Origin of the sequence: Cellulosimicrobium sp. CpK407, from assembly GCF_051844275.1 — a bacterium.
GTDB classification, from domain to species: Bacteria; Actinomycetota; Actinomycetes; order Actinomycetales; family Cellulomonadaceae; genus Cellulosimicrobium; species Cellulosimicrobium cellulans_G.
Genome location: NZ_JBGNYC010000034.1, coordinates 41,544 through 52,771 on the forward strand (window position 1 = coordinate 41,544; position 11,228 = coordinate 52,771).

Below are 11,228 nucleotides of genomic sequence, written 5' to 3' on the forward strand. Positions count from 1 at the left end.
GTGGGCGGCGAGGCGGTCGACGGCGCGGGCGCACGGGACACGGTCATGAGGGCGCCGAACCTCGAGGCGTTCGTCCCGCACGTCGAGGTCGTGGAGCTGGACTGCGGCCACTGGATCCAGCAGGAGCTCCCGGAGGAGACCACCCGCCTGATCCTGGCGGGGCTCCAGCGACAGGAGGCCGCACTCGGGTCGTGACCCCGGGCGGCGGGCGGTCACTCCCAACCGTGGGACGCGTCGTCGTGCATCGGCGGGCACGTGCCGCCGGGCTCGGTCGCAGCCTCGAAGTGCCACAGCTCGTTCGCGTACGTGCGGCACAGCCCGAACTCGGCCCCGTGCTGCTCGAGCCACAGCGCGCCGTCCGTCGGCCCGACGTCGATCGCGAGCCCCGCGACGTGCTCGGACGACTCGGGCGGCAGCACCCAGCGGTGCGCCTCCTCGGCCGAGCCGTAGCGCTCCAGCGCCGCGTCCACGAGCTCCTGCTGCTCGGCCGCCGTGCGCCACCCGGACGTCAGGGTGAGCTCGACGCCGTCGGCGTCCGCGGCGGCGCGTGCCGCGTCGAAGCGGCGCTCCAGCTCCGGGTCGAGCCCGGTCGCGGCCTGCGGGCGCAGCGACGGCGAGGGGTCGGCCACGGCGGCGCCACCGCCGTCGCGCGTCACGGTGAGGTACGTGAGCGCCCCCGCCGCACCGAGCGCCCCGACGGCGAGGACGCCGGCCACGGTGCGGGCGACGCGACGGGGACCGGGACGGCCGGGGACGTGGCGGGCGGGACGGGCGGGGCGAAGCGGTGTCGTGGTCATGCCTCGAGGCTCGCCCGCGGCGGTCCCTCGCCACATCGACCCGTCGGCGGCACCTCGACCCCCGCCGTCCGGCGCACCCGCGCGTCCCGGGTCCGCCCCCGGCCCGACGCGGCTCCGCCCTGGGGCTGAGCCCAGGTCGCCCGACCTCGGCCCCCGGGCGGTGCCGTCCGTACGGGCACCCGGCTACCGTGGACGGGTGCACCGGCTCACCCGTCTGCCCGTGTGGGCGCAGGACCTCGGGACCGCGCTCGTCGCGGGCCTCGTGTGGTTCGGTGTCATCACCGTGATGGAGAACGGGGACTACTGGTACCCCCGCCACCCCGACTCGTACCGCGTGGCGGGGCTGTGGATCGTCCTGACCCTCGCCCTGCGCCGGGTCGTGCCGGGGCCGCTCTTCTGGGCGACGGCGATGCTCTATCCGCTCGCCCTGCCGTGGCCGATGCAGACGCCGTTCGAGCTCCTCCCGCTCCTCGTCGCGGGGTTCGCCGCGACCCGCTCGGGCGCCGTCCCGTGGGCGCTCGCCGGCCTCGCGGGCGGGCTCTCCGCCTACGCGACGCAGCTCTGGGATCGCCCCCACCTGACCTTCCCCCCGGTGCCCTTCTCCCCACGATGGATCGGGCTCGCCCAGTCGCCGTCGGACGTGCTGCTCGCCCTCGCGCTCGTCCTGGGCGCGGTCGCGGCCGGCTACTTCTTCCGTCGCCTCGCGCTGACGTCCGAGCGGCTGCGCGAGCGCAACGCCGAGCTCCAGGCCCTCCAGGCGGAGCTCGCCGAGCGCGCCGTGCTCGCCGAGCGGACGCGCATCGCGCGCGAGCTGCACGACGTCGTCGCGCACCACATGTCCGCGATCGTGGTCCGGGCGCAGGCCGCCGACCGCGTCGCGGCCAACCAACCCGAGGCCCCGGCCGAGGCGGTGCGCTGGATCAGCGACGAGGGCAAGCAGGCGCTGACCGCGATGCGCTCGGTCGTGCAGGTGCTGCGCCGCGGCACCGAGACCGACGGCGGGACGGCGGCCCTCGCACCGACGCCGGACGGCGCCCGCGCGCCCGACGAACTGCGCGCGGCCGCTCGACGGCTGCGCGACGCGGGCCGCGACGTCGACCTCACGCTCCCCCGCCCGTGGCCGACGACGAGCGCCGAGTCCGGGCTCGCCGTCGTCCGCATCGTCCAGGAGGCCCTGACCAACGTGCTGCTCCACTCGCTCGCCCCCGAGGTCACCGTGGCCGTGACCGACGACGGCGCCGACCTGCGCCTGCGCGTCCACGACCCGGGTCCGCCCCTCCCGAGCACCGCGGGACGCCAGGGGCACGGCCTGACCTCCATGCGCGAGCGCGCGCTCGCGGCCGGGGGCGCACTGGTCGCCGGCCCGGACGGGCGCGGCGGCTGGACCGTCGAGGCACGCATCCCCCGGGAGCCGGCGTGACCGCCCCGGTGCCGGGCGCCGACGGGAGCGGGGCCGCCACGCTCCCCCCGGTCCGCGTCGTCGTCGTCGACGACCAGTCCACGATCCGCCTGGGCCTGCGCATGATCCTCGACAACGAGCCCGACGTGACCGTCGTCGGCGAGGCCGGGGACGGCGAGACCGCGGTGACGATGGCACGCGCGCTGCGACCCGACGTCGTGCTCATGGACGTGCGCATGCCGCGGCTCGACGGCATCGAGGCGACCGCGCGGATCGTCGCCGACCCCGACCTCGCCGACGTGCGCACGCTCGTCCTGACGACCTTCGACGACGACGAGTACGTGTACGGCGCGCTGCGTGCCGGCGCGTCCGGGTTCCTCCTGAAGGACGCGGACCCGCAGACGCTCGTCGACGCCGTGCACCGCGTCCGCGCGGGCGACTCGCTGCTCGACCCGGCCGTCACCGGACGCATCATCTCGACGTACGTCGAGCTCGCGCGGCTCGCGCCGCTCGGGCACGACGCCGACGGGAACGCCGCCGACGGGAACGGCGAGCCCGGGACCGGGCTGGGCGCGGCCACCCCGCGCGAGCGCGAGGTGCTGCTCGCCGTCGCGCGCGGGCTGTCGAACCGCGAGATCGGCGCCGAGCTGCACCTCACCGAGGCGACGGTGAAGAGCCACGTGCGCTCGCTGCTCACGAAGGTCGGCCTGACCAACCGCGTGCAGCTCGTCATCCTCGCCTACGAGGCAGGCATCGTCCGTCCGGGACGCGACGGTCATCCCGCGTCGACGAGCTGAGCGACGTCGCCCACGCGCCAGGCCCGGACGCCGCCCTCTCCGGCGAGCGTCACGACGGCGTCCGACCCGTCCGGGTGGACCGTCCCCTCACCTCCCGGCTCGGGCGTCGGCAGCACGAGCTGCTGCCACTCCTCCGCGTCGGCGGACAACCACAGGACCGACCGTTCCACGCCCGACGCGACGACCGTGCCAACCGCGGCGTACCCCTCGGCGACCCGGACGACGCGACCGAACGTCTCGCCTCGACCCGTCGCGCCGACGAGCTCGAAGCTCGTGCCGTCCGTGGTCCCGCGCAGCTCGGAGCGCCCGTCGACCTGCACCTGGAGCAGGGGCCGAGCGTCGCCGTCACCCTGGACGCACCCGTCGACCTCGAACGCCTCCTCCGCGTCGATCACCGCGCGCTCCCAGCCGGTGCTCTCGCCGACCCAGGACGCGTCGACCTCTCGGTCGCCGTCGACGACCGTGCCCAGCACCCACGGACGACCGTCGGCGAGGAGGCACACGTGCCGCGCGGAGGACCGACCGTCACCGCCCTCGAACCCATCGTCGAGGGTCCAGACGAGGCCGTCCTCGGACCGCCAGGCCGCGGCGTGCCGCACGCTCGCGCCCTCAGGGCTGTCGGCTCGCACCCCGACGGCGACCCACCCCCCGTCGACCGCGCGGACGTCGTGGATCTCCGCGTGCCCGGAGGACGGCCAGCCGGAACCCTCCGTCCACCCACCGCCCGCGGGACGGAACCACGACCGCACCGTGACGGCGTTCTCGCCCTCCTCCCAGCCGAACGTGACCGTCACCTCGCTCCCGTCCCCGGCCACGGAGCGGACCAGGGCGAGGTCCTCCCCGGTCCAGGGGACGTCCGCCGACGTCTCGACCAGGGCACGACCATCGACGGTGTACACCGCCGACGAGACCCACCTCCGCCAGCCGTCGCCCGCGGTCGAGACCTCCGCGCGACGCGCCACGAGCGCCCCGTCGCCCGCGTCGACCTCCGTCGGCCGGAACCAGCGCCGAGGCATCGCGAGGGTCGCGAGCCGACGCCACCGCCCGTCGCGGAGCTCGGTCACGTACGCGCCGCCGTCCCCGGCGAGGACGGCCCGCACCGCACGCTCGTCCGGGTCCCAGGCGGACGGACCGCCGAAGCCGATCCCTCCGTTGTCGTCGGACATGCCCTGGGACGCGATGTGTCCCGGCTCCACCTCGACCACCAGACTGCTCGCGCTGAGCTCGTCGCCCCAGTAGACGGCCGCGAGATCGTCGCCGCCCACGGCAGGCGCCGACAGTCCGGTCGACTGGTCGTCGGTGCCGGCGTCGTCGCGGCGGAAGTCCAGGTACTCCCAGGCGTCACCGTCGCCCGGTTCCCAGAACCACGCCGCCGCGTCCGTCACGGGACCGCCGAGCCCTGCCTCCCGGACCGAGCCCGTCAGGACGAACCCGGTCGCGGTCGTCGCCGCACCCGCGACGCGCGGCGCGTCACCGGGCAGGTCGGACGTCGTCCAGGTGGTCCCCGAGTCCGCGGAGCGATAGGTGACGACCACGTCGTCCCCCACCTCGTCGTCCCAGGAGACCACGGCGACCCACGTCTCTCCGCGTCCTGCCACTCCCTCGACCGTCGGCTCTCCCGCACCGTCCGGCAGGACCAGCGGAACGGGGTCGCCGGACGTCGGGACGAGCACTCCTCGGACGGCCCGCGCGTCCGCGTCGACGCCGAGGGCGACGACCGTCCCGCCCGTCTCGGCGACGTGCGTCAACGGGACGTCCACGATCTCCGGAGGAAGCCGGACCGGTTCCCACGCCACGCGGTCCGCCGAGGTCAGCAGGAAGCCGGCCGTCCGCCCGTCCTCCCCCGTGCTCCCCGCGAGGACGGTGCGCGCCGCCCCGCCCGCGGCCGCGAGGTCGCGCACCACGCCCGGAAGGTCCAGGACCGCCGGCTCCCCCGCGACCGCGCCGCTCTCACCGAGGGTCCAGACCACGCCCTCCGGCACACCGCCCGGCGTCGTCCGCACACCGCTCACGATCCACGGCAGCCCGGACGCGGCGGGCACGATCCCGACCTGGTCGACGACGGCCTCCTGCGGGGCGAGCTCGGGTGGCACGTCGATCTCGGCGAACACCGCGGGGTCGCGCCGCTCCGGCTCCGCGTCCGGCGTGCACGCCGCGAGCGTCACCCCGAGGGCTCCCGCCAGCACCGCGGCGAAGACCCTCGCCACGCGTCGTCCTCGTCCGTGCACCATGCGGCCCCCTGCCGTCGCCATGACCCGCGCCGTCGCGCGCCGCGGGACCGACGTCCCGCGAGCGGAGAACCTACCGAGGTTCCGACGCCCCTCGAGGGTCTTCCACAGGCCACGCACGACGGAGCCCGACGGCGGAAGGGGACTCGCGCCGTCGGGCTCCGGGTTCTCGTGGGGTCGGTCCCTGTCGCGGGTCGCGTCAGCCGGCCGCCACGGTCTCGGCAGGCGGGGTCGCCGCCTGCCCGTCCTCGGTGCTCGCGCCCTCGTGGGCCGCGAGACGCTCTGCCCGCACGACCTCGCGGCTGCTGCCGCGGTAGGCCGCGACGAGGATGTCGCGCATGTCCTCCAGGACCGGCATCCGCGGGTTCGCCGGGGCGCACTGGTCCTCGAACGACCGGAGGGCGAGGTCGTCGAGGCGGCTGAGGAACGCCGCCTCGTCGACGCCCTGCGCCGCGAACGTCGGCTCGATGCCGACCTTGGCGCGCAGCTCCTCGACCGCCTTCGCGTACGACTCGACGCCCTCCTCCGGGCTGGAGGCCGGCAGCCCGAGGTGCTTCGCGATCTCCTGGAACCGCTCCGGGGCCACGTAGCGCTCGTACTTGGGCCAGCTCGTGAGCTTGGTGGGCACCTGGCCGTTGTAGCGGATCACGTGCGGCAGGAGCACCGCGTTGGTGCGCCCGTGCACGAGGTGGAAGGTCGAGCCCACGGTGTGCGCCATGGCGTGCACGATGCCGAGCATCGCCGAGCCGAACGCCATGCCCGCGATGGTCGCCGCGTTGTGCATCTTCTCGCGCGCCTTCGGGGCCGCCGCACCCTGCGTGACCGAGTCCTCGATGTGCTCGAAGACCATCTTGATCGCCTGGAGGCACAGCCCGTCGGTGAAGTCGTTCGCGTAGACGGAGACGAACGCCTCGGTCGCGTGCGTGAGGGCGTCGAAGCCCGAGTCGGCCGCGAGCTTGGCGGGCATGGTGTCCGTGAGCACGGGGTCGACGATCGCGACGGTCGGGGTGAGCGCGTAGTCCGCGAGCGGGTACTTGAAGCCCGTCTCGGGGTCGGTGATGACCGCGAACGGCGTCACCTCCGCGCCGGTGCCCGACGACGTCGGGATGCACACGAGCTTCGCCTTGCCCCCGAGCTCGGGGAACTTGTACGCGCGCTTGCGCACGTCGAAGAACTTCTCCCGCATGTCGGAGAACTCGATCTCCGGGTGCTCGTACCGCAGCCACATGACCTTGGCCGCGTCCATGGGCGAGCCGCCGCCGATCGCGATGATCGTGTCCGGCTCGAAGTCGCGCATGGACTCGGCGCCGCGGTTCACGGTGCCGACGCTCGGCTCCGGCTCGACCGCGTCGATGATCTGGATCGCGACCTTCTCCTCGCGGCGCGCGAGGACGTCGAGCACGCGGTCGACGACGCCGATGCGGCTCATGACCTTGTCGGTGACGATCGTGACGCGGTGCACGTCGCGCATCTGCGCGAGGTACTGGATCGAGTTCGGCTCGAAGTACGTCTTGGCGGGCACCTTGAACCACTGCATGTTGTTGTTACGCCGCCCGATCCGCTTGACGTTGATGAGGTTGACCGCCGACACGTTGTTCGACACCGAGTTCGCGCCGTAGCTGCCGCAGCCGAGCGTGAGCGACGGGAGCAGCGCGTTGTAGATGTCGCCGATGCCGCCGAGCGACGTCGGGCTGTTCCACAGCACGCGCACGGCCTTGACCCGCGCGCCGTAGCGCTCGACGAGCTCCTGGTCCGCCGTGTGGATCGCCGCCGAGTGGCCCAGGCCGTCGAGCTCGACCATGCGCTCCGCGAGGCGGACGCCGTGCTCGGTGTCGCGCGCGCGCAGCACCGCGAGGACCGGGGTGAGCTTCTCGCGGCTCAACGGCTCCTGCGGGCCCACGTCGTCGATCTCCGCGAGGATGATCGACGTGTCGTCGGGGACCTCGAAGCCGGCCTCGCGCGCGATCCACACCGGCGACTTGCCCACGACCTTCGGGTTGAGCTTCGCGCCGGCGCAGTTGGTGCCGCTCGCCTCGACGCCGAAGATGAGGCGCTCGAGCATCGCCTTCTCGGCGGGCGTCGTGCGGTAGGCGTGCAGCCGGGCCAGCTCGCGCATCGCGTCGTCGTAGACGACGTCGTCGAGGATGAGCGCCTGCTCCGACGCGCAGACCATGCCGTTGTCGAACGCCTTCGACATGACCACGTCGTTGATCGCGCGGCCGAGGTCGGCGCTCTTCTCGACGTAGGCGGGGACGTTGCCCGCGCCGACGCCGAGCGCCGGCTTGCCGGCCGAGTAGGCCGCGCGGACCATGCCGTTGCCGCCCGTGGCGAGGATGAGCGCGACGCCCGGGTGGTGCATGAGCGTGTTGGTCGCCTCGATCGAGGGGTTCTCGACCCACTGGATGCAGTCGTCGGGCGCGCCGGCGGCCACGGCGGCGTCCCGCACGATGCGGGCCGCCTCGACCGACGAGCGCTGCGCGCTCGGGTGGAAGGCGAACACGACGGGGTTGCGCGTCTTGAGCGCGATGAGCGACTTGAAGATGGTGGTCGACGTCGGGTTGGTCACCGGCGTCACGGCGCACACCACGCCGACCGGCTCGGCGATCTCGACGACGCCCGTCAGCTCGTCGCGGCCGATGATGCCGACCGTCTTGAGGTTCGCCATCGAGTTGGGCACGTGCTCGCACGCGAAGATGTTCTTCGTCGCCTTGTCCTCGAACACGCCGCGCCCGGTCTCGGCGACGGCCAGCTGCGCGAGGTGACCGTGCTGGTGCAGGCCCGCGACCGAGGCCTTGAGGACGATCCGGTCGACGTCCTCCTGCGTGAGGCTCATGTACTGGTCGAGCGCCTTGCGGGCTCGCTCGACGAGGACGTCGATCTCGTGCGCGGTGCGCGTGTCCTCGGTGCGGGTCTCGACCTTCGTGCCGGCGCTCTTCGCGCTCATGCGTCCCCTCCGGTGCCCGGCCGGGCCGGGCGTCGGGCCGCGGGTGCTGCCGGGGCCGGATTGCCCCGGCTCCTTCAGCGGTCTCTCTACTTGTGAATGTTTTCACAAGCCCCTGGGCGCGGCAAGGCCCCGCGGCCGTTCGGGGCCCAAGGTCCCGGCCCCCTCGTGACCTCCGCACCATCGCCCCCGCCGCCGTAGGGTGGGGGACCATGACCGCCGAGCAGACGACGAGCCCCTCGCTCTCGCCCGAGAGCCCCACCGAGACCCCGCTCCCCGACGACGGCGCGCCCCACGACCCGTACCTGTGGCTCGAGGACGTCGAGGGGGACGAGGCCCTGACCTGGGTCCGTGCACGCAACGCCGAGGTCGCCGACACGCTCGAGACCGCCGACGAGTTCGCCACGACCGAGCGCGCGATCCGCGAGGTGCTCGACTCGGACGCGAAGATCCCCGAGGTCTCGAAGATCGGCGACCGGTACTACAACTTCTGGCGCGACGCGCAGCACGAGCGCGGGCTCTGGCGCCGCACGACGCTCGAGTCCTACCGCACCGACGACCCGGAGTGGGAGACCGTGCTCGACCTCGACGCGCTCGCCGCGGCCGAGGGCGAGTCGTGGGTCTGGCACGGCGCGAGCGTCCTGCGCCCGACGCCGGAGCAGCTTGCCGCAGGCGAGCCGTGGCGGCACGCGCTCGTCGAGCTCTCCCCCGGCGGCTCCGACGCCGACGTCACGCGCGAGTTCGACCTCGTCGAGAAGCGGTTCGTCGCGCCCGAGGACGGCGGCTTCCACCGCGCCGAGGCCAAGGGCTCGCTCGGCTGGATCGACGCCGACACCGTGTACGTCTTCACCGACTTCGGCGAGGGCACGCTCACGCCGTCCGGGTACCCGCGCGTGGTCAAGCGCTGGACGCGCGGGACCCCGCTCGACGAGGCCGTGACGGTCTACGAGGGCACCGACGAGGACATGTACATCTCCGCCTGGCGGTCGCACACGCCCGGGTTCGAGCGCGACTTCGTGCACCGCTCCAAGGCGTTCTACGCCGACGAGCTCTACCTCGCCGAGCGCACCGGCACGCCCGAACAGCGCCTGACGAAGATCGACGTGCCCGACTCCGCCGAGGTCGGCGTCCGGCGCGAGTGGATGCTCGTGGAGCTCCGCGACGACTGGGCCGTCGGAGGCGCGACGTACCGCGCGGGCTCGCTCCTCGTCGCGCGATTCGACGACTTCCTCGCGGGCGACCGCGGCTTCACCGTGCTCTTCGAGCCCACGGCGACGACGTCGCTCGCCGGCGCCACGTGGACACGCCACCACCTCGTCGTCAACGTGCTCGACGACGTGAAGAACCGCCTGCACGTGCTGACGCCGCCGGACGCCGCCGGCCCCGGGGGCGCCGTCGGGCAGGAGGCCGCGGACGCGCCGTGGGTGCGGTCGGAGATCCCCGGCCTGCCGGAGCTCGGCACGGTCGCCGTCGGAGCCGTCGACCCCGTCGACTCCGACGACCTGTGGCTCGTCACGACCGACTACCTCACGCCCACGACGCTCTCGCTCCTGTCGCTCGGCGAGCGGCCGGGCGACGCGGGTGCACCGGAGGTCGTCAAGTCCAACCCCGCGTTCTTCGACGCCGACGGCATGACCGTCGCCCAGCACTTCGCCACGTCCGACGACGGCACGCGCGTGCCGTACTTCGTCGTCGGCCGCGCGGACCTCGTCGCGGGCGCGGGCGACGGCGGCACGGGAGCCGCGCCGACGCTGCTGTACGGGTACGGCGGCTTCGAGATCTCGCTCACGCCCGCGTACTCCGGCGCGCTCGGCCGCGCCTGGCTCGCGCGGGGCGGCGTCTACGTCGTCGCGAACATCCGCGGCGGCGGCGAGTACGGGCCCGCCTGGCACCAGGCCGCGCTCAAGGCGAACCGCCACCGCGCCTACGAGGACTTCGCCGCCGTCGCGCGCGACCTCGTGGCCCGCGGGATCACGACGCACGAGCACCTCGGCATGGAGGGCCGCTCCAACGGCGGCCTGCTCGCGGGCAACATGCTCACGCAGTACCCCGAGCTCTTCGGCGCCGTGATCGTCGGCGTCCCGCTGCTCGACATGCGCCGGTACACGAAGCTGCTCGCCGGGGCGTCGTGGGCGGCGGAGTACGGCGACCCGGACGACCCCGAGCAGTGGGAGTTCATCCGCACGTTCTCGCCGTACCACCTGTTCGACGCCGAGCGCGAGTACCCGCCCGTGCTGTTCACGACGTCGACCAAGGACGACCGCGTCCACCCCGGCCACGCGCGCAAGCTCGCCGCGAAGATGCTCGGCGAGGGCAAGGACGTCACGTACTACGAGAACATCGAGGGCGGCCACGGCGGCGCCGCGAACAACGCCCAGGCGGCGCACATGGCCGCGGTCCACTACCGCTTCCTCGCCGAGCGCCTCGGCTGACGCCTCGTCAGGAGTCGTCCGCGGCGACGGGGACCAGCACCACCTCGTCGTCGCGGACCACGATCTTCTCGTCCGGGCACACCGGCCCGTCGACGACCTCCTCGGCGCCCGACGCCCGCACGACGGTCACGTCACCCGGCGTGCAGCCGTAGTCGAGGAGCACGACGCCGCCGTCGGCGGTCACCTCGGCCTCCTCGTCCCCCGTACGGACGACCACGTCACCCCGGCTGTCGTTGGCGACCTCCAGGTCCCCACCGCCGTCGCACGCCGACAGCACCGCCCCCACGACGACCGCGACTGCAACGGTCCACGCGCGCACGTACCGACGACCCATCTCTTCCCCCCGCGCCCGACCCACTCTCGTCGGCAACCTACCGCCGTCGGCGCATCGCGACCTGGGACGACACGAGGAGGTTCCGGGCAGTTCCCGCGAGCGTACCCGGCGCGTTGCCAGGTCCGGTGCCGGCGTGATCGGGCCGCGGCGTGCGCTCGCTCGCAGCCCGCAGACCGGGTCCGCGGCGAGCGTGGTCCCGGGGCGAGACCGACACCGCGGGCGGTCGCCCGGGTGTGCGACGACCAGGGCAAGACGGAGCAGGGCGGGGTGGGTGGTGGTGCCGCGTCGTGGCGGGCCTGG

At 74.0% G+C, this 11,228-nt stretch carries 8 protein-coding genes; 4 read left to right on the plus strand and 4 right to left on the minus strand.

The genetic code is table 11. From position 1 onward, the window contains the following. The first annotated feature begins 45 nt into the window (after positions 1–45). Complete coding sequence (locus ABWU78_RS14640; RefSeq protein WP_439158796.1) at positions 46–195, plus strand: hypothetical protein; 150 nt, start codon at positions 46–48, stop codon at positions 193–195. Between the two features lie 17 nt (positions 196–212). On the opposite strand, the gene ABWU78_RS14645 is transcribed toward ABWU78_RS14640, so the two are convergent. Continuing rightward, entirely contained in the window at positions 213–797 is a 585-nt protein-coding gene (locus tag ABWU78_RS14645) for a M15 family metallopeptidase (RefSeq protein ID WP_439158797.1), read from the minus strand. A gap of 196 nt (positions 798–993) precedes the next feature. On the opposite strand from ABWU78_RS14645, the gene ABWU78_RS14650 reads away from it, so the two are divergent. Both ABWU78_RS14650 and ABWU78_RS14655 read left to right on the plus strand, forming a co-directional pair. After that, on the plus strand, positions 994–2,217 hold the full coding sequence (locus ABWU78_RS14650; protein WP_439158798.1) for a sensor histidine kinase: 1,224 nt from the start codon (positions 994–996) through the stop codon (positions 2,215–2,217). Positions 2,218–2,318: 101 nt separating this feature from the next. Next, complete coding sequence (locus tag ABWU78_RS14655; protein ID WP_439158802.1) at positions 2,319–2,993, plus strand: response regulator; 675 nt, start codon at positions 2,319–2,321, stop codon at positions 2,991–2,993. Here the strand turns inward: ABWU78_RS14655 and ABWU78_RS14660 are convergent. Further along, entirely contained in the window at positions 2,972–5,200 is a 2,229-nt protein-coding gene (locus ABWU78_RS14660; RefSeq protein ID WP_439158799.1) for a hypothetical protein, read from the minus strand. The genes ABWU78_RS14655 and ABWU78_RS14660 overlap by 22 nt on opposite strands. A 220-nt stretch (positions 5,201–5,420) precedes the next feature. Continuing rightward, positions 5,421–8,165, minus strand: a complete 2,745-nt coding sequence (gene adhE / locus ABWU78_RS14665) for a bifunctional acetaldehyde-CoA/alcohol dehydrogenase (RefSeq protein WP_439158800.1) — start codon at positions 8,163–8,165, stop codon at positions 5,421–5,423. 209 nt (positions 8,166–8,374) lie between these two features. On the opposite strand from adhE, the gene ABWU78_RS14670 reads away from it, so the two are divergent. Beyond that, positions 8,375–10,594 (plus strand): prolyl oligopeptidase family serine peptidase, encoded by a 2,220-nt coding sequence (locus ABWU78_RS14670; RefSeq protein WP_439158801.1) that lies wholly within the window; start codon positions 8,375–8,377, stop codon positions 10,592–10,594. 7 nt (positions 10,595–10,601) lie between these two features. On the opposite strand, the gene ABWU78_RS14675 is transcribed toward ABWU78_RS14670, so the two are convergent. Further along, a complete protein-coding gene (locus tag ABWU78_RS14675) occupies positions 10,602–10,928 on the minus strand; it encodes a hypothetical protein (protein WP_253053525.1) in 327 nt (108 codons plus the stop codon). Between the last annotated feature and the right edge of the window lie 300 nt (positions 10,929–11,228).

Coding starts and splice junctions, on each gene's coding strand:
- ABWU78_RS14640 (WP_439158796.1), top strand. CDS start 46: ATGAGGGCGCCGAACCTCGAGGCGTTCGTCCCGCACGTCGAGGTCGTG.
- ABWU78_RS14645 (WP_439158797.1), bottom strand. CDS start 797: ATGACCACGACACCGCTTCGCCCCGCCCGTCCCGCCCGCCACGTCCCC.
- ABWU78_RS14655 (WP_439158802.1), top strand. CDS start 2,319: ATGATCCTCGACAACGAGCCCGACGTGACCGTCGTCGGCGAGGCCGGG.
- adhE (WP_439158800.1), bottom strand. CDS start 8,165: ATGAGCGCGAAGAGCGCCGGCACGAAGGTCGAGACCCGCACCGAGGAC.
- ABWU78_RS14670 (WP_439158801.1), top strand. CDS start 8,375: ATGACCGCCGAGCAGACGACGAGCCCCTCGCTCTCGCCCGAGAGCCCC.
- ABWU78_RS14675 (WP_253053525.1), bottom strand. CDS start 10,928: ATGGGTCGTCGGTACGTGCGCGCGTGGACCGTTGCAGTCGCGGTCGTC.